Genomic DNA, 17,236 nt, shown 5'->3' on the forward strand with positions numbered 1-17,236 from the left:
CGATCGCGTCACCAGGCTTTTCTCCCGTTCGAGCAGCCAGACCTTGGTCTTGCGCGTGAGCACCCGCAAGCCTGTCTTCAACACCTCGTCGAAGTGGAGGAACAGGTGGCCGGACGAGCGGTAGATGTCGATACGGTCCATGTCGCGCCGCACGCCGAGCAGCCGGGTCTTGTATTCGTGGCGGCCGCCGCCCATGTGGAATTTTTTCGCGCCGCGCGAAATGCTTTCGCAGATGGTCGTGTAATAGCACAGCGTTCCGACCCAGTAGGCGTCATAGCGGGGATCGTGCCCGATCATGTGCGCGAGGTACTCGGAACCAACGCAATAACTGATCGTCCCCGCGCAAATCTGCCCGCCCACGCGCAGGACGGTCACCAAGCCGCATTCCTTGGCGAGGCTCACCACGCGCGCCACGTCGGCCTCGTCCAAACCGAACTTCATTTTCTTGGCCTCAATACGCGAGCGGCTCAGTGCGAGGATGTCGCGCACCTGCTGTTCGTCGATTTCTCCCGCGGTATGGAACTGCTGCTCGAATGATGGATGATCGCGCTCCAGGCGGCGCCTGTAACGCTTGACGTTCTCGCGCGTCGCCTTGCCCAGATGGGCCGTATATTCCTCGGGTGTGGCCGGCAGTTCGATCTCCCAGTTTTCCTTCGCGTCGTATAGCGCAGCGTCGGGAAGGGCAGGTGCGACGGGTCGGTCAACACTCCCTTGAAACTGATGATGTGCACGCGATCGAAATGCGAAAACACATACCGCGCGAAGCGCCCGATGTCGGCTCCCGGGATGAAGCACATTTCGTTATAGACGTCGACACGCCGGCCGTCGCACCGGAATACGAGCAATGTGACGGGTACGCCATCCCGCCAGGTAACGTAGGTATTGACTCCGTCTCGGGGCCTGAAGGTCCTGAAAAAGGCCAGCGAAGAGTGGATGTAGCCGTACAGTCTCGCGAGCTCGGATTCCGCGAACGCAGGGATCTCGTTCAGATAACAATGCTCGCTCACTTCCGCGCACCGCGCAGGCGCACCGGCTCCGGTAGCCGATTCCATAAGCCTCCCCTCGATTGATGCATCCAATCCCTGCTCCAGCAGCATGCGTGCTGCCGGCAGTCAGAATGAAGGCTGCAAGCCTGCCTTTCCGTTCGGCCGGGACTGCACCGTGTTCGGAATCGTCCGCGCCGGAGGCCGCTGGCCTTCCTCCGGCCGCAGCAGGCCGGCCACGCCGTCGAAACCGATGTTGAACAAGGCATCGACAATCGACAGTCCGGCGACGAAGTCCTGCCCGTCCGGCAGGTTACGTTGTGGATAGGACATCGACTTGAAGTCGTTGTAGACCAGCTCGATGCCGTGCGCACCGAACACGTGCACGTCGTTGTACGCGCGCGCGCCTGAACCGGACAAATAGCGCCGCGCACCGAAGTGGTCGCAAATATGGGCAATCCGCTCGCTTGGAGAAGACACGGGTACGGGCGGCAGTTCAGATGCGTAGAGCACCCGTGGGGCAATTCCCAGCCGTGCCGCGAGGTCCAGGATCAGCCTGCCGTTGAGGCGCGACAGCGGCTCGGCGCCGGCACGCAGCCGGTCTTCCAGGAATTCGAACACGCTGTCGAAGTGCGGCGCCTTGCCGTAGGAAGCTTCGAAGGTCTTCAGGTGCCGGTCTATCCAGCAGCGGTCGGAAAACGCGAGGTCGTGGATCACCTGCTCCTCGACCGCGCGCTTGCGCACATGCTGCGTCAGCCACAGCTGTGTCCTGCCCGGCCCCAGCACATGCACGCGATGGGTATAGCCGCGGCGCGCGAACTGGACGGTATCGAGGAAGACAAAAATGTCGGCGCGCGACATCTTGTGGAAGTAGCCGAGCCAGGGCAGATAGTTCGGCTGGTGCACCGCGAGCGTCACATCACCCATCGCAGCACCTCGAAGCACTCGGCATAGTTTGCGCCGATCTGCACGCCGCGCGTCTTTGCCTGCGCGATGATGAACTCGGCCGCCATGTACTGCTTGTCGGCCTGCGATTCGTAGGCCGTCAGCGCATGGCATTTCTTGTCGACATGGTGGCGATCGAGGCGCACGAAACAGGATGTGTCGAAGCTGAGATTGTTCCAGATGAGCTCATACCCGATGATCGTCGACTGCTTGAATGCGCGCAGGCCCTCGCGGGCAACCACCTCGTGATCCTGGTGGATGTCGCGCTGGCTGGGCAGCATCACGAGGTCGTAATTGTTCTTCCGCAGCAGGATCATCTGGTCGAGCACCTGCTGGCGCACGTATTCCAGTTCGCGCACCTTGTGACCGTACACATACAGGTTCTCCGGCCGGATACCGAGGCGGGCCGTCGCCACCTTCACCTCGCGCACCAACGTGTCCGAGGAAAAGCCCGGCGGGAGCGAACTCTCCGCCGAAGAGAATGCGGCATAACTGACGCGCGCGCCGCTCTCGATCAGGCGTGCAATGGTCCCTCCCGCGCCCAATTCCCCATCATCGGTGTGGGGGGCAAGCACGAGCACGTTTTTAAATGCGAGAAACATAAACTCCCCCAAATACGCTTTCATTCACCATAGAGTGTAGGAAACCTGCGATGAATGAATAAGTTGGAAATTTCGATCATTCCGCCCTCGTTCAGAGGGCATTTTCGGTGTTCACGCACCGCGCGCGGCGCGGAACAAATCACTTCACTGCATGTCCATCAAACGACATCAACGGTACCGTCATGCTCGCGACTGAAGAATTCAAACTCCTCGGCAGCAGCTTGCTCCTCATTCCAGTCGCGCTCTGTCTCTCGGCCTGGATGTGGGCCGGGAACGCTCGGCGCATGGCGGTGACATGGGCCCTGCTGTTCACCGCCGGGCTTGCCCTCGTCGCCGCGAGCAAGATGGCCTACATCGGCTGGGGCATGGCGGTCGACGCAATCCACTTCCGCGGCATCAGCGGGCACGCCATGCGCAGCACTGCGGTAGCCCCCGTTCTCTTCTATCTGCTCCTGCACGACGCGCGCCCTGGTTTGCGGACGGCTGGCATCCTGTGCGGGCTGGGCGCCGGGGCAGTGATGGCCGTGGCTGTCAGCGTCTTCGACGAGCATTCCGCATCCGAAGCGGTCGCAGGGCTGCTCCTGGGCGCGGCAATCAGCCTCGGCTTCATCCGCTTCGCCGGCGAGATGCGCAAGCCGGCACTCGACCGGCCGCGCGTCGCATCCCTGTCGGTATGCAGCGTGCTGGCGGTCGCCGCCGCGATGAGCCTGGACAGCGATCCGAGCTCCGTCATGCTCGAATCGGCCGCGCTCTTCCTGGCGGGGAAAGACAAGCCATATCATCGACATGCCCCCTCTACCGCACAATCGCCCGCAGGGTCATGAAAATGATCTTCAGGTCCGTGAAGAACCCGTGATCATTGACATAACGCATGCAGTAATCCAGCTTGATCGGAAGTATCTCCTCGACATAGCGCCGCTCCGGGTCCGCATCCGTTCCGAGGACTTCGCCCTCCTCGCGGAAGCAAATGGAAGCCCAGTCGGTAATCCCGGGCTGCACCGACAATACAGCCTCGCGCACCGCCGCCGGATAGCAGGCTACGTAGCGGGGCACTTCCGGCCTCGGCCCCACCAAACTCATTTCGCCGCGCACCACGTTGACCAGCTGCGGCAGCTCGTCGATCTTCCAGCGCCGCAGCACCGCCCCAACCGGCGTCACCCGGGGATCGGCGCCGCGCGTGATCTGGCCCCTGGCCTCGGCGCCCACATACATGGTGCGGAACTTGAGGATCAGAAACGGCACGCCCCCTTTTCCTACCCGCTCCTGCCGGAACAGGGCGGGGCCCGGTGAATCGAGCCGGATGGCCAGCGCGGCAGCCGCGAACACCGGTGCCAGCAGGACCAACCCCGTCGAAGCGGCAAGGATGTCGAAGAGCCGCTTGATCAGCACAAAAGCCCCCGCAGCGTATCGATGACCCGGCCCTGGTCGTCGTCGGACATCCTGGTATACAGGGGCAGGCTGACCATGGCGCGGTATGCCGCGTCGGCAACGGGGAACTGCTCGGGCGACAGGTCGTAGCGCGTCTTCCAGTACGGGTGGCGGTGCAATGGGATGTAATGGACGCTGGTGCCGATGCGATGGTCCGAAAGCTGCTGGATCAAGGCATCGCGGGCGATTCCCGCTTCCGGCCGCAGCCGCACGACATACAGGTGCCAGGCATGCCTGCTCCCGGCCGCAGCTTCGACCGGCAAGACCAGCGGCAGTCCCCGCAGCTCGCGCGTGTACCGGTCCGCCATCGCCTCGCGGCGTTCAAGGAAGCGCTCTGCCTTGCTCAGCTGGACGATACCGAGCGCGGAGGCCATGTCGGTGAGGTTGTACTTGAACCCGGGGGCGACCACTTCATAGAACCAGCTTGGGCGCTCGGAAACGAAGCGGTCGAAAACGTCCCGGCTGATGCCGTGAATCCGCATGATCCTGGCCCGCTCGGCGATCTTCGGGTTGGAGGTCACGATCATACCGCCCTCGCCCGTCGTCATGGTCTTGTTGGCGTAGAAGCTGAACACCGTCGCATCGCTGTCCAGCGTTCCCACCAGCCTGCCGTCATACCAGGCGGGAAATGCGTGTGCGGCATCCTCGACGATAGCGATGCCGCGGGAGCGCGCAAAGTCGATGATCGCGTCCATCTTGCACGGGAGGCCGCCATAGTGGACGGGCATGACTGCCCTCGTCCTTGGCGTCACCGCAGCCTTGAAGGCTTCCAGGCTTATCGTCAGTGTATCCGGCTCCACATCCACCAGCACCGCATCGGCCCCGAGGTAGCGGACCACTTCCGCCGTGGCGGTGAACGTGAGAGTAGGCACGATCACTTCGTCGCCTGGACCGATGCCGAGTGCTTCGAGCGCGAGGTGCATGCCCGCCGTGGCGGAATTGACCGAAATCGCTTGCACGCCGCCGCCAAGATATTCGGCAAACAGCTTTTCAAATCGCGCCGTCTCCGGGCCGGTTGTTATCCAACCGGAGCGGAGGCATGCGACGACGGCCTCGATCTCCTCGTCGCCGATGTCCGGCAATGCGAAAGGAATGAACTTGTTCATGGAAGGCCTCGTATTGCATCATTTATGCCCGCGCCAGGTGCTTCAACTTGCGGGATGTATTCGATCACGTATCCGCTCCTCACAGCGCCTGCAGGAACTTCTGCGCGAGCTGCGTATAGTCGTGGTGTGCGCGCACGTAGGCCCGGCCCGCATCTCCCATCCGCTCACGTTCCGCGGCCGGCATCTCCATCAGCTTTAGGATCGCGCTGCCGATCGCTACCGGGTCTTCGGACTTGACGCTGAAGCCGCAGCCGGCTTCGCCGATCGCGTCGTTTCCCGCCTGGAAGGCACTCACTACCGGCCGACCGGACGCCATGTAGTCCATTATCTTGTTGGGACTGATCCCGAACTGGTAAAGCGGCTGGTCCTTGCCGCCGATGTAGAGGCAGTCGGCACTGCGCAGGAGATCAGGGATCGCCGCTTTCGGCACCGGGTCGAGGAAATGCACGTTCTTCAATCCCAGGAGCATCGCCCTCTCCCTGAGACGCGCCTTGTCCGGTCCCTGGCCGACCAGCAGAAAGGCGACCGGTTGGTCGCGCACCTCGGCGGCAGTGTCCACCAGAATATCCAGCGCGTCGGACAAGCCGTGGCTGCCGGCGTAGCAGACAATGAACTGGCCATCGCGCCGGCACGATTCCAGCACCGCGCGGTGCGCCGCGGGAAGCGCTTTGGCGCTTGCCTGCCATTCTTCAAGGTCGATGCCGTTCGGCACATAGTGGAACTTCCCGCGGTCCATGCCGCGTCCGCAGAGATGCTTGTCCGCATAGGGCAGCATGCTCACGACGACATCCGCGTGACGGCACGCATAGTCCTCTCCCCACTGCAAGGACATGATGAAAGGGTGATAGCGCGGCATGCCGCCCAGCTGCATCGGCGACAACGGCCAGAGATCGTGCACTTCGAACACCAGCTTCGCTCCTGCAAGCCGGGCGATGGTGCGCGCTGGGAAAATATCCCAGGTGTAGGTCGAGGAAGCAATGACGACGTCCGGCCTGAAGGCCTGGACAAGATGCTTCCTGAAGCGATAAAGCGAAAAGACGAAGCTCGCCATGTTGCGCACGCGCCGCAAGCCATTGCCCTCATATGCAGGCGTCTTCAGCCAGACATAGCGCACGCCCTCGACCATTTCCTCGGCCATGTCCTGGAAGGTATCCGGAGATTTCTGGCGCAGGTGCGAAGCCGTCGCCGCCACCACCGTTACGTCATGCCCCATTCGGAGCCAGTTGCTGGCCATGTAATGCGGCCGGTATTCCATCCCGTGGCGCGGGGAACCCGCGTAATGGTTGATATAAAGGATGCGCATGTATTCCGTCGTTGCAGTGAATGGATTTACTTCGGGCCGGCGGCTCCGATCAGCGGGCGGCGGCGAGCAGTACTGCCTCCACGATCCTGGACTGGGAACCGCGTGGCAGGTAGGGCCCCATCGGCAGGCTCATCACCTCCCTCGCCTTTTGCTGCGCAACCGGGTAATACGCCGGCGAAGAACTGGAGTAAGCCGGCTGCATGGGGATCGGCACCGGATAATGCACTGCTGTCGGGATATTCAGCTCGCGCAGGAATACCTGCACCGCATCCCTGTTCTCCACCATGACCGTGTACTGCGCAAACACGCTGGTGCGGTCCGGCCGTTGCCGGACCTTCCCGATGCGCTCCCCGAACAGCTCGTTGTAACGCTTGCCGATGGAGACGCGCTGCTCCACCTCCCATTCGAACTGTTCCAGCTTCGCCAGCACGATCGCGCATTGCAGCGTGTCCATCCGGCCGCCGACACCGACGCGGCTGTGCACATACCGCCGCGACTGTCCGTGGACGCGGATCTCCCGCATCGTTCGGGCGAGGTTGTCGTCGCTGGTAAAGATCGCTCCGCCGTCGCCATAGCAGCCCAAGGGCTTGCTGGGAAAGAAGCTGGTACAGCCGATGGCAGAGAGGTTGCAGCTCTTGCGCCCCTTGTAATCGGCGCCGAAACTCTGTGCGCCATCCTCGATCACCACCAACCCGTGCCGGTCCGCAATTGCATTGATTTCATCCATGTCTGCGGGCTGCCCGTACAGGGAAACCGGGATAATGGCCCGCGTCCTGGCACTGATCTTTTCCTCGATCAGGAAGGCATTGATGTTGCACGTATCCTCCTCGATGTCGACATACACCGGCACCGCACCCAGCAGCACGATGACTTCAGCGGTCGCGATGAAGGAGAACGGTGTCGTGATCACCTCATCTCCGGGGCGGATGCCGATCGCCATCAGCGCGATCAACAGGGCCTCGGTGCCCGATGCGGCCGTGATGCAATGCCGTGCGCCGGTGTATGCTGCAAGCCGCTCTTCCAGTTCGCCGACTTCGGGCCCCATGATGTACTGCCCGTGGTCGAGCACTTTCTGCATGCGCGCGTGGATGCTGTCCTTCAGCAAGCGATACTGCGAATCGAGGTCAATGAATTCCATGGCTCAGGCTGCATTCGATCTTGTCTCGTTGACAGGTGCGAGCATGCAAATGCCGTCACGCAGCACGTATCGCTCGCCGGTATGGGGGCAAACCGTCTCCGCGTTGCCGAATATCGGCAGCGCGAGCCGCTCCCCGTAGCGGCTCATCCAGCCGACGTGGCGGGCGGGGACGCCGGCCATGAGGGCGAAGTCGGGAACATCGCGATTGATCACCGCACCGGCAGCCACGAAGGCGTGCTCGCCGATGGTCACGCCGCACACGATGGTCGCGTTCGCGCCCAGCGTCGCCCCGCGCCGCACCAGCGTCCTGCGGTACTGGTCCTTGCGCACGACTGCGGCGCGCGGGTTGTAGACGTTGGTGAACACCATGCTCGGTCCGCAGAACACATCGTCCTCGATCACCACCGCGTCGTAGACCGAGACATTGTTCTGGATCTTGACGTTGTCGCCGATCACCACGTCGCTGCCCACGTACACGTTCTGCCCGAGCGAGCAGCGCCTCCCGATGCGCGCCCCGGACGACACATGCGAGAAGTGCCACACGCGGGTACCTTCGCCGAGCACGGCGCCCAGATCGACGACGGCAGTCGGATGGATGTTGTCCGACATGTCAGTACTCCAGCGGCAGCGCGACGCGCCGGCCGTCCCGCGCGGAAAGATAGGTGGCGATCAGCACTTCGAGCGTCTTCAGACCTTCCCTCCCATCGGTCTCGGCCTCCGCCTCGCCCCACAGCGCCTTGATCACATTTTCGTAATAGAGCGCGTGGCCGAATCCGTACACGGAGGAGGTCTGGTAGCTCGCTTCTTTCACGTGATCGTCCTCGTCGCGCCGTTCTGCGAATTCCCAGTGCTGCACCTCGTTGAGCGCCATTCCGCCGATGCGAACCGTTCCCTTTTCGCCGAGCACGGTGATGCTGCCCTCCAGGTTCTTCGGGTAGGTGAGCATGGTCACGTTCACGGATCCGAGCGCGCCATTGCGCCAGCGCAGGCTCATCACGCCCGTGTCTTCCACCTCGATATTTCTCTGGAGCGTCGCGGTGTAGGCGTGCAGGCTCTCGACCGGGCCGATCAACCATTCGAGCAGGTCGACATAGTGGCTCGCCTGATTCATGAATGCACCGCCATCGAACTCCCAGGTGCCCCGCCAGCGGGCGCTGTCGTAGTATTCCTGAGGCCGCGTCCAGAACACGTTCACGTTCACCATGTGGATGCGGCCGAAGCGCCGCTCCTCCACCGCCTTCTTGAGCATCTGCAGCGTCGTGTTGCGCCGGTTCTGCTTGACCACGAACAGGCGCACTCGCCGTTCGTCGCAGGCGGCGACCATGCGCTTGCCGTCTTCCCAGCGCGTCGCCATCGGCTTTTCGGTGATCACGTGCCTTCCAGAATCGGCTACCTGGATCGCCTGGCGCGAATGCAGGCCGGACGGCGTAGTGATGATGACCGCGTCCGCGTTGCAGCCTTCGAGCATGCTTTCAAGGCTGCGGTAAGGATGCGCGCCGGTGGACCCCGCCGCCTTCTCAAGGGCCTTGTAGTCGGTGTCGCATACGCCGACGAGTTCGCAATGGTCGCCATGCTGCTTGAGCGCGCTGAAGTGATTGCCCGATATTCGTCCACAGCCGACGAGGGCAAAGCGTATTTTTCTTCCGGATAGGGCGAGCGGTGAATGATCCATGTTCGGTCCTCAGGACTTGACGACGTTCGGATACGAATCGCGATAGACGCCGCGCGTGTCGACGATGAGCTTGGCGTGCTTCTGGATGAAGGCATAGTCGAAGTCGCTATGGTTCGTGGCAAGCAGCAGGACGTCGTGCGACGAAATGGATTCTCGTGTCAGTTCGATGCTGGAAAGATCGAAATGGTGCTCGCGCATCGGCGGGAACACCGGAACATGCGGATCGGAGTAAGACACCTCGGCACCCCGTTCGCGCAGCAGCTCCATGAGCGTCACCGACGGCGACTCGCGCATGTCGTCCACATTCTTCTTGTACGCAATGCCCAGCACCAGTATCTTGCTGCCGCGCAGCGGAAGGCCGCGATCGTTCAATGCGTTGATGACCTTGTTCACCACCCAGTAGGGCATGTCATTGTTGATCTCGCCGGCGAGCTCGATGAAACGAGTGTGCAGCCCGTACTGCCGCGCCTTCCAGGTCAGGTAGAACGGGTCGATCGGGATGCAATGGCCGCCCAGCCCCGGCCCGGGATAGTAGGGGGTAAAGCCGAAGGGTTTGGTGGCAGCGGCATTGATCACCTCGTAGATATCGATCTGCATGCGGTCGGCGATGATCTTCATCTCATTCACGAGGCCGATGTTGACCGCGCGGTGGATGTTTTCCAGCAGCTTGGTCAGTTCGGCCGCGCGCGTCGAGCTGACCGGCACGACCTGGTCGATCGCCGAGCCGTACAGCGCGATGCCGGCCTTGCAGCAGGCAGGCGTATCCCCCCCGCACACCTTGGGGATGGAGCGTGTCTTGAACTGCTGATTGCCCGGATCTTCCCTCTCCGGCGAGAACACCAGGAATACGTCGCGCCCTACCTCGAAGCCGCGCGCCTCCAGCCGAGGACGCAGTTCCTCGGTGGTCGTTCCCGGATAGGTGGTGCTTTCCAGGGACATGATCTGGCCCTTGCGCATGTGCGGCACAAGCGCGTCCACGGTGCCGAAGATGAAACTGAGGTCGGGCTCGCGGTAAGCATTGAGCGGCGTCGGGACGCAAATGATCAGCGCGTCCGCTTCCGATGCCGCGGAGAAGTCGGTGGTCGCCTCAAAGCCGCGGTTGCGCGCGTCGGCGATGGAGCGTGATGTGACGTGTTCGATATAGCTCTGCCCGCCATTGAGCATCGCGACCTTCCGGGCGTCGATGTCGAAACCGGTCACCTTGAAGCCGGCATTGGCATAGCGGAGCATCAGGGGAAGCCCGACGTACCCGAGGCCGATGATGCCAATGACGGCAGTCCTGGTCTCGAGGCGCGTGATCAGCTCTTCCAGGTAGTCGGCATGTCCCGGCTGGAGGAGATGTACTGGCTTGTACGAAATGGAGTTGTCGACGTACTGCATCCGCTTTTTCCTTTTGTTGAAGTTGACTAGCCCCGGGCACGGAGACCGTGTGCCAGGCGCAAGAGCCCGTTTGCCGCTTTCCGATACGCCATTTCAGCGCCCTGCTCCGTCTCCGCCGCGCCGAAGGACGGCTGGTAGCCGTGCACCAGTTTCTGCACGACGAACTTGATCATCGCGACATCGTTCGTCGCGCACGCCACTTTGAGGTAAGCCAGCTCGCGTGCCAGCACATCCGGCTCGACCACGTATTCGGATGTGGTCATGATGCGCGGATGCCGGCTTGGCACGGCGCTGTCGCCGGCGAACAGTTCTTCGTACAGCTTCTCCCCGGGCCGCAGGCCGACGTAGTTGATCTCGATGTCGCCGCGCGGGTTTTCCGGCGTGCGCTCGGACAAGCCGGACATCGCGATCATGGTGCGCGCCAGGTCCACGATCCTGACCGGCTCCCCCATGTCCATGACGAACACGTCGCCGCCGGTTGCCATGGAGCCCGCCTGCATCACGAGTTGCACCGCTTCGGGGATGGACATGAAATAGCGCACGACCTCTGGATGGGTGACGGTCACCGGCCCGCCGCGCTCGATCTGCCGCAGGAACAGCGGGACGACGGAGCCGGACGAGCCGAGCACATTTCCGAAGCGGACCATGCAGAACCGCGTCGCCGGCTTCGACGGCTGCCGCGCCGCCGCCGCCTGGAAGATCAGTTCAGCGATGCGCTTGCTCGCGCCCATGACACTGGTCGGCCGCACCGCCTTGTCGGTCGAGACCAGCACGCAGGTCTTGACGCCGAACATCGACGCCGCCGTGGCGACCACTTCCGCCCCGACCACGTTATTGCGGATACCCTCCGCGATGTTGTCCTCCACCATAGGGACATGCTTGTATGCCGCTGCGTGATACACGGTGTCGATGCGCGCGCCGCCGATGATGCGTTCGATCAGTCCGGCATCGCACACGGAGCCGAGATGCGGCCGGATCGTCGCCTGCGGAAAGTGCGCGCGCAGCTCCTGCTCAATGCTGTACAGCGCATGTTCCGCATGGTCGACCATGTGCAACTCGCGCGGCGCCAAAGTCATGATCTGGCGGCAGAGCTCGCTGCCGATCGACCCGCCGGCGCCGGTGACCAGCACCGCCTGACGGTGCACGCACTTGGCAAACAGCTCCGGGTCGGGGCGGATCGGTTCGCGCCCCAGAAGGTCGTCAATCTTGATCTCGCGTATGGAGTGGGCCGTGATTTCCTCGTCCGCCAGCTCCATCAGGTTGTAGAGAATCTTGACGTTGGCGTTGGTCTTGCGAGCCTTGTACAGGATTTCCCGCCGCTGCTCGGCCGTGGCCGAAGGAATCGCAATCACGATGAGTTCGATATGCCTCTCGGCCACCGTCTCGACGATATGATCGGAATGGATGATCTTCAGGCCTGCTGCCGTCCTGTTGGCCAGTGCAAGCTTGTCATCGAAGAAGCATGCGGCTCTGTACTTGCCGCTGAGGCGCATGGCGCGCGCCAGCTTGACGCCGGCCTCGCCCGCGCCGTAAATGGCCGCCACCGGTTCTGCGGGGCGCATGCCGGCCGTGCGGTTGCGCACCAGCGCACGGGCCAGCAGCCGGGAGCTGACGACATAGGCAAAGCCGATGAACCAGTAGATCGCCAGCGCGCTGTGCGGCAGGCCGCGGTAATCAAACACTGCGGAGATCAGGACTCCGCACGCCACAGCGATGGCGAGGCCGATGCCGGTTGCCGTCAGCAGCTTGTGGTCGATGAAGCGAATCACCGCGCCATACAAGCCGGCGAGCGCGAGGACCGGCACGGTCAGCGCCGCAATCAGAATGTGCGGCGCCACGCCGTAATCTGCCGCCGAGGCGGTGTTGCCTACCCGTAGTAAGAGGGCAATTGCGGAGCAGAACGGCAGGGAAAGTAAGTCGGATGCCAGCATCAGGGCAATCTTTGTCGACCGGCTCATCGACACAAGCTTTTCCCCGACGCGTGCGGTGAGTGTTGGAAGTGTATCGCGCATTTATCCTGGGCTGGTTGTTATTCCAGAAGCATCGGCGCCGACCGGCGACCAACAGTCCTTAAAGCTTAACCAGCGGCCACGGGAAAAATAAGTTCAAGATTTCGATCTGCACCGCGCGCGGACGCATTGGTCCGATTCAATTTCTAGATTGGAGCAAAACTTGTCCAGTTTTGCGGCGTGGAATTGGCTGCCTTTGCCCAAGCACAACGAAAGTAAGCGGCCAGGGGAAAAGCAAGCAGCGTTAGGGCGTGCAGCTTTACACGTTCCGGGAACGTTCGAAAATTTCGACTTTTTTTCTATCTCTGCTTCTGTACAGTGAACGTTGTGCAAATTCCGGTGCACGTCATATATCAAAGCCTGCCCCAGCCACCCGCCAAACAATGAAGATGGAAATGCAATGCATAGCGGCGTCCGACCTGCGCGAGTATCGCCGTACCCTGGGGACCTTTACGACGGGAATAACAATCGTCACTACGCGCGACAGCGAAGGACGTCCGGTAGGCATGACAGTCAACAGCTTCAATTCGGTATCACTCGATCCTCCCCTGATACTGTGGAGCCTGTCCCGCGGCGCGCGCAGTTTCGCGACATTTAGCGAAAGCGAGACTTGGGCGGTCCATATTCTTTCGGCAGAGCAGGAAACACTGTCGCGCCGTTTTGCGACGAGCGGGAATGACAAGTTTGCGGGGATTGACGTGGAGCCCGGCCTCGGTGACGTGCCCCTATTGAAGAATTGCTGCGCCCGGCTGCAGTGCAAGACCGCATTCCGGCACGAGGCCGGCGATCACCTTATATTGGTAGGCGAGGTGATCGATTTCGACAGGTCCAACCTGCCGCCCCTGGTGTTTCAGGCCGGGGCGTACGCCGCGCTGCTTCCAAAGTTTGAACCACTCGGCGTGGCCCAGCCCCGCCAGCGTCCTAAACGAGCAGCCTGCTCGATGCAGGCCAGGTCGCGCGCACGCGCGGGAGGTGACAGAAACATGCAAATCCAGTTTATCGGCCACGCCAGCTTTTCCGTTCTGGCCCGGGGGAAGCGGCTAGTCTGCGACCCGTGGCTCAGCGGGAAGGTCTTCAACGACAGTTGGGCGCAAGTAAGTCCGCCAATGCAGGTGGACTGGTCCACCGTCGATTATCTATGGCTGTCCCACGAGCACCCGGACCATTTCCATTTCCCGACCCTGAAGGCGATCCCTCTCGTCGACAAGCAGCGCATCATCGTCCTTTACCAGAACCATACTTCCAAACGTATCGTCGATGCGCTGCGCAAACTCGGCTTCGCCCGCGTGACCGAACTGCCGCTCTATCAATGGACGAAGCTTGAGCAGGACATCGAGGTGTATTGCGGCTCCGTGGGCAGCATGGATTCATTCCTTGCCGTGCGAAGCGAGGGAAAGTGCATCCTGAATCTCAACGACTGTGTGCTGAACCCGAGGCAGCTCCGCTACGTCAAGTCAGCGCTCGGGCCTATCACCGTACTCTTTACCCAGTTCTCGATCGCCAACTGGGTGGGGAACGATCACGATGAGCTGGGCGGCAGCGAAAAGAAGCTCGATGAACTTCGCTGGCAGGCCCGCATAGTCAAACCTGACCATATCGTGCCGTTTGCGAGCTTCGTTTATTTCTGCAATGAAGAGAACCGGCGCATGAATGCCTGGATCAATACACCCGACACAATCGCGGGGCAAGGAATTCCGGGACTGCACTTCATGTATCCCGGCGACGTGTGGAATCTCGAGAAGGATGACGCTGCGTCCGCCAATGCCTTGCAACGTTACCGGGAAGACTTCAACGCCGAAAAGGCGATTGACCCCACTCCGCCTGCGGTGCCTGAGGAACAATTGATGAAGGCGGCCCGGAATTCCATGACGGCCTTTACCGCGCATTTTCCGCGTCAGAGAAAGCGCGTTCCAGCACTGACCATCCACCTGACCGACGTCGACAAGCAACTGCGTTTTGATCCGGCGACGGGCCTTGTCGCGATGAGCCCGCACGACCCCGCGCATCCTTGCCGCTTCACGATGTGCAGCCAGGCTGCATGGTACATGTTCAATTTCCCCTGGGGCGGGGGGACACTCGAGGTTTCCGGCATGTACCGCGACACGCAACGCCGGGAGTCAGGGCCGCATCCGTTCTTCTTCTATCAGAACAGGATATCCACGCAATTCCTCGAGTTCGGGAATTTTTACGAGGGGTCGAGAACACTGGCCTTCCTGTGGCGAAAGAAGTGGGAGCTCGCGTACCGCTTCATGCCACCTCTGGCTGCCCTCAACAATGAGGCGGGAAACACCGAGCGCGGCTGATGGAGCGGCGGCCCCCCTGCTGACACTACCCTTTCCAGTTCTTCCTCTGCCGCCACCTGGCCGCCTCGCCCGTCGCGAGCCGGCCATGTCTTCTCATCAAGCTTACTGCTTTACTCATCTTGCACCAGCGTGCCTGCCAGTCCCGCTTTAGCTGAAGAACCGACAAGTTTAACGGGCGAGCAGAGAAAAAACGATAACGGCTTACAGGTTCGCCGCACGGCGGGACACGCGCTCGCCCCGGTTTTTTGCCCGGTCGCTCCCTCAGTCGCCATAAAAAAGGCAGGGAATTGCGCGTCTTCAAATAATGACGCACTCCGCTGCGCTACGTTGCAAATGCCTGTAACACTTTCCCAGGAGGAGGTATCCGCCTGACGGTTTGTTGCGCAAGCCTTGTTACAAACCGTCTTAAAGTTCCTTTGCAGATATTCGGAACCATTTCCGAAGAGCATTGCTCTCAGTAATCACTTGCTTACGAGCAGTGTTTCCAACGATCTGCAAAGGGGATGATTTTGAATTACCTGCATTCACAACGACTTTCGATGGCCGCCCTCACTTGTGCTGCTGCTTCTGTATTACTGTCCGCCTGCGGCGGCGGAGGCGGCGATGTCACGGCCGAAGAAATGCAAGCGGCCGATGTAGCCGCGAGCACCGAAGTCGCAGCAGCCGAATCCACCGATCTGCAAGCCGGATGGGCCCTATATCGCCTGCAAAATCCGTCCGCGATATGGAGTGAATTCGTCCAGCAATACTATGCCCGTAAAGGTACTAAAACTCCGGCGCCCGCTCCGGCACCTGCGCCCGCTCCGGCACCTGCTCCGGCACCCGCACCTGCTCCTGCACCCGCTCCTGCTCCTGCACCTGCTCCTGCTCCTGCACCTGCACCTGCACCTGCGCCCGCTCCGGCACCTGCGCCTGCTCCCGGTGCGGCACCGGCTCCGGCTCTGACCCCGGCCCCGGCTGTCACCGCCAATGACCGCTACGTTTCGCCGACGGGTTCCGACTCCAATCCCGGCACCGCGTCTGCGCCGTTCAGGACGCTCCAGAAAGCAGCAAGCGTCGCCAAGGCTGGCACGACCATTCGTGTCGCGCCGGGTACGTATAGTGGCAACGTCATCGTTTCCGCCAGCGGCACGTCCACCGCACCGATCACCTTTGTCTCGCAGTCGAAGTGGGGCGCGAAGATCGTCGGTATGTTCCAGCCGCGCGGCAACTACATCGGCATTCAGGATTTCGAGCTCACCAACCCCTCCGGCACGCAGGGTATCGAGACGTATGGTTCTTACACCCGCATCGTCGGCAACAAGGTTCATGACATTCCGGGTCTCTGCCCCTCCGGCGGCGGCGCGGGTATCCACACCTATCGCGGAAGCTACAACGTTGTCGAAAACAACTGGGTTTACAACGTCGGCAACAACACCGGTGTGGCTTGCTATCTGACGCATACGATTTACCTCGAAGGCCAGAACGAAACCGTTCGCAACAACATCGTTCACGGCTCGCAAGGTTGGGGTATCCATATGTGGCACGGTGCGACCAAGACCCTCATCGCCAACAACACGGTATTCAATAACCTGGTCGGTGGCATCCTGGTTGGCGCCGGTGACGCCGATGCGACCCTCAATGACTATACCGTCGTTGCCAACAATATCGTGTACAAGAACGGCCACCTCGGCGGCAGGCACGGTATTTCGGAAGATGGTGCGACTGGCACCCATAACGTGTACGCGAACAATCTGGTCTACGGGAACCTGGGTTCGAACTACGCGCTGAAGAATGGCCTGCGGCCCACCGGAGATATCGCCAACGATCCGCAGTTCAAGAACTACACCGGCACGGTGACAGGTGATTACCACCTCCAGTCCACGTCGCCGGCGATCGGCAGGGGCTTGGCGACTTACGCGCCGTCCGTCGATTTCGCAGGGACCGCACGTCCTTCCGGCTCGCCGGTTGATCTGGGGGCGTACAAGTACTGATCCCCGCTGGTCAAGCAGCTCATTCTACTGGGCACGGGAACTCGGCTTACAGAGCTCCCGCTTGACCGACCGGTCATCGCGACATTTCTGTTCGAAGATGGAAAAGTGATTTAACAACGCAACACAAGCTGCACATTCTCAGCCTGCTAAAGCAAATGCTTTAGCAGGCTTTTTTTCGTTCTCCGGCGAAATGCATGACGGCGAGCGGCACGGGCATCGGCGACGGCTATGAAGACTTTCAAAGCATTAAATAAGTCGATACATGCATTGCGGCGGCAGCAATCGGTATCGATATTTCGTAATTATCTTTCTCCTGACCGCCTCCTATCATTTTAAGGTTGGCAACAAGCAGTGATAGTGGGGTTGCTGTGCTGCACGCCGCATGCGCGATAGG

14 protein-coding genes are annotated in these 17,236 nt (G+C 61.4%); 3 read left to right on the top strand and 11 right to left on the bottom strand.

The window, feature by feature from the left end:
* The 3 genes from VFF99_RS08885 to VFF99_RS08895 form a co-directional block, all read right to left on the bottom strand.
* Positions 1 to 795 (bottom strand): GNAT family N-acetyltransferase (locus VFF99_RS08885; RefSeq protein ID WP_325017006.1); only part of this gene is annotated, 795 nt, incomplete at its 3' end.
* A gap of 317 nt (positions 796 to 1,112) precedes the next feature.
* Positions 1,113 to 1,910 carry a WbqC family protein gene (locus VFF99_RS08890; RefSeq protein ID WP_325017008.1) on the bottom strand — a complete coding sequence of 266 codons (798 nt, stop codon included), beginning with the start codon at positions 1,908 to 1,910 and terminating at the stop codon, positions 1,113 to 1,115.
* Complete coding sequence (locus tag VFF99_RS08895; RefSeq protein WP_325017010.1) at positions 1,898 to 2,530, bottom strand: PIG-L deacetylase family protein; 633 nt, start codon at positions 2,528 to 2,530, stop codon at positions 1,898 to 1,900. Before VFF99_RS08895 ends, VFF99_RS08890 begins: the two co-directional genes overlap by 13 nt.
* 182 nt (positions 2,531 to 2,712) lie before the next feature.
* Here VFF99_RS08895 and VFF99_RS08900 point away from each other — a divergent pair, with 182 nt between their 5' ends.
* Positions 2,713 to 3,354 (top strand): phosphatase PAP2 family protein, encoded by a 642-nt coding sequence (locus VFF99_RS08900; RefSeq protein ID WP_325017012.1) that lies wholly within the window; start codon positions 2,713 to 2,715, stop codon positions 3,352 to 3,354.
* On the opposite strand, the gene VFF99_RS08905 is transcribed toward VFF99_RS08900, so the two are convergent.
* The 8 genes from VFF99_RS08905 to VFF99_RS08940 all read right to left on the bottom strand — a co-directional run bounded on the left by VFF99_RS08905 (position 3,326) and on the right by VFF99_RS08940 (position 12,569).
* Positions 3,326 to 3,916 carry a sugar transferase gene (locus tag VFF99_RS08905; protein ID WP_325017091.1) on the bottom strand — a complete coding sequence of 197 codons (591 nt, stop codon included), beginning with the start codon at positions 3,914 to 3,916 and terminating at the stop codon, positions 3,326 to 3,328. The genes VFF99_RS08900 and VFF99_RS08905 overlap by 29 nt on opposite strands.
* Positions 3,913 to 5,064: a DegT/DnrJ/EryC1/StrS family aminotransferase gene (locus VFF99_RS08910; protein WP_325017014.1), complete on the bottom strand. Its 1,152-nt coding sequence runs from the start codon at positions 5,062 to 5,064 to the stop codon at positions 3,913 to 3,915. The genes VFF99_RS08905 and VFF99_RS08910 overlap by 4 nt, the downstream gene beginning before the upstream one ends.
* A 79-nt stretch (positions 5,065 to 5,143) precedes the next feature.
* Positions 5,144 to 6,367 (bottom strand): glycosyltransferase family 4 protein, encoded by a 1,224-nt coding sequence (locus VFF99_RS08915; RefSeq protein WP_325017016.1) that lies wholly within the window; start codon positions 6,365 to 6,367, stop codon positions 5,144 to 5,146.
* A gap of 49 nt (positions 6,368 to 6,416) precedes the next feature.
* Positions 6,417 to 7,505, bottom strand: a complete 1,089-nt coding sequence (locus VFF99_RS08920; protein ID WP_325017018.1) for a DegT/DnrJ/EryC1/StrS family aminotransferase — start codon at positions 7,503 to 7,505, stop codon at positions 6,417 to 6,419.
* Between the two features lie 3 nt (positions 7,506 to 7,508).
* A complete protein-coding gene (locus tag VFF99_RS08925; RefSeq protein ID WP_325017020.1) occupies positions 7,509 to 8,114 on the bottom strand; it encodes an acyltransferase in 606 nt (201 codons plus the stop codon).
* A 1-nt stretch (position 8,115) separates the two neighbouring features.
* Positions 8,116 to 9,177, bottom strand: coding sequence for a Gfo/Idh/MocA family oxidoreductase (locus tag VFF99_RS08930; RefSeq protein WP_325017022.1), 1,062 nt, complete (start codon positions 9,175 to 9,177; stop codon positions 8,116 to 8,118).
* 9 nt (positions 9,178 to 9,186) lie between these two features.
* Positions 9,187 to 10,557 carry a nucleotide sugar dehydrogenase gene (locus VFF99_RS08935; RefSeq protein WP_325017024.1) on the bottom strand — a complete coding sequence of 457 codons (1,371 nt, stop codon included), beginning with the start codon at positions 10,555 to 10,557 and terminating at the stop codon, positions 9,187 to 9,189.
* A gap of 26 nt (positions 10,558 to 10,583) precedes the next feature.
* On the bottom strand, positions 10,584 to 12,569 hold the full coding sequence (locus VFF99_RS08940) for a nucleoside-diphosphate sugar epimerase/dehydratase (RefSeq protein ID WP_325017026.1): 1,986 nt from the start codon (positions 12,567 to 12,569) through the stop codon (positions 10,584 to 10,586).
* 380 nt (positions 12,570 to 12,949) lie between these two features.
* Between VFF99_RS08940 and VFF99_RS08945 the strand changes: the two genes are divergently transcribed.
* Together VFF99_RS08945 and VFF99_RS08950 are read left to right on the top strand one after the other, a co-directional pair.
* The gene (locus tag VFF99_RS08945) at positions 12,950 to 14,869 is read left to right on the top strand and encodes a flavin reductase (RefSeq protein ID WP_325017028.1); all 1,920 of its coding nucleotides are present in this window, start codon (positions 12,950 to 12,952) and stop codon (positions 14,867 to 14,869) included.
* A 503-nt stretch (positions 14,870 to 15,372) separates the two neighbouring features.
* Positions 15,373 to 16,842 carry a DUF1565 domain-containing protein gene (locus tag VFF99_RS08950; RefSeq protein ID WP_325017030.1) on the top strand — a complete coding sequence of 490 codons (1,470 nt, stop codon included), beginning with the start codon at positions 15,373 to 15,375 and terminating at the stop codon, positions 16,840 to 16,842.
* The last annotated feature ends 394 nt before the right edge of the window (positions 16,843 to 17,236 follow it).

It is taken from the genome of Noviherbaspirillum sp., from assembly GCF_035654295.1.
Lineage (GTDB): Bacteria > Pseudomonadota > Gammaproteobacteria > Burkholderiales > Burkholderiaceae_D > Noviherbaspirillum.

What these genes read in the sequence shown, in the direction of transcription:
- VFF99_RS08950 (WP_325017030.1), top strand. Translation starts at nt 15,373, where the DNA reads ATGATTTTGAATTACCTGCATTCACAACGACTTTCGATGGCCGCCCTC.
- VFF99_RS08935 (WP_325017024.1), bottom strand. Translation starts at nt 10,557, where the DNA reads ATGCAGTACGTCGACAACTCCATTTCGTACAAGCCAGTACATCTCCTC.
- VFF99_RS08915 (WP_325017016.1), bottom strand. Translation starts at nt 6,367, where the DNA reads ATGCGCATCCTTTATATCAACCATTACGCGGGTTCCCCGCGCCACGGG.
- VFF99_RS08925 (WP_325017020.1), bottom strand. Translation starts at nt 8,114, where the DNA reads ATGTCGGACAACATCCATCCGACTGCCGTCGTCGATCTGGGCGCCGTG.
- VFF99_RS08920 (WP_325017018.1), bottom strand. Translation starts at nt 7,505, where the DNA reads ATGGAATTCATTGACCTCGATTCGCAGTATCGCTTGCTGAAGGACAGC.
- VFF99_RS08890 (WP_325017008.1), bottom strand. Translation starts at nt 1,910, where the DNA reads ATGGGTGATGTGACGCTCGCGGTGCACCAGCCGAACTATCTGCCCTGG.
- VFF99_RS08895 (WP_325017010.1), bottom strand. Translation starts at nt 2,530, where the DNA reads ATGTTTCTCGCATTTAAAAACGTGCTCGTGCTTGCCCCCCACACCGAT.
- VFF99_RS08940 (WP_325017026.1), bottom strand. Translation starts at nt 12,569, where the DNA reads ATGCGCGATACACTTCCAACACTCACCGCACGCGTCGGGGAAAAGCTT.
- VFF99_RS08910 (WP_325017014.1), bottom strand. Translation starts at nt 5,064, where the DNA reads ATGAACAAGTTCATTCCTTTCGCATTGCCGGACATCGGCGACGAGGAG.
- VFF99_RS08900 (WP_325017012.1), top strand. Translation starts at nt 2,713, where the DNA reads ATGCTCGCGACTGAAGAATTCAAACTCCTCGGCAGCAGCTTGCTCCTC.
- VFF99_RS08930 (WP_325017022.1), bottom strand. Translation starts at nt 9,177, where the DNA reads ATGGATCATTCACCGCTCGCCCTATCCGGAAGAAAAATACGCTTTGCC.
- VFF99_RS08945 (WP_325017028.1), top strand. Translation starts at nt 12,950, where the DNA reads ATGAAGATGGAAATGCAATGCATAGCGGCGTCCGACCTGCGCGAGTAT.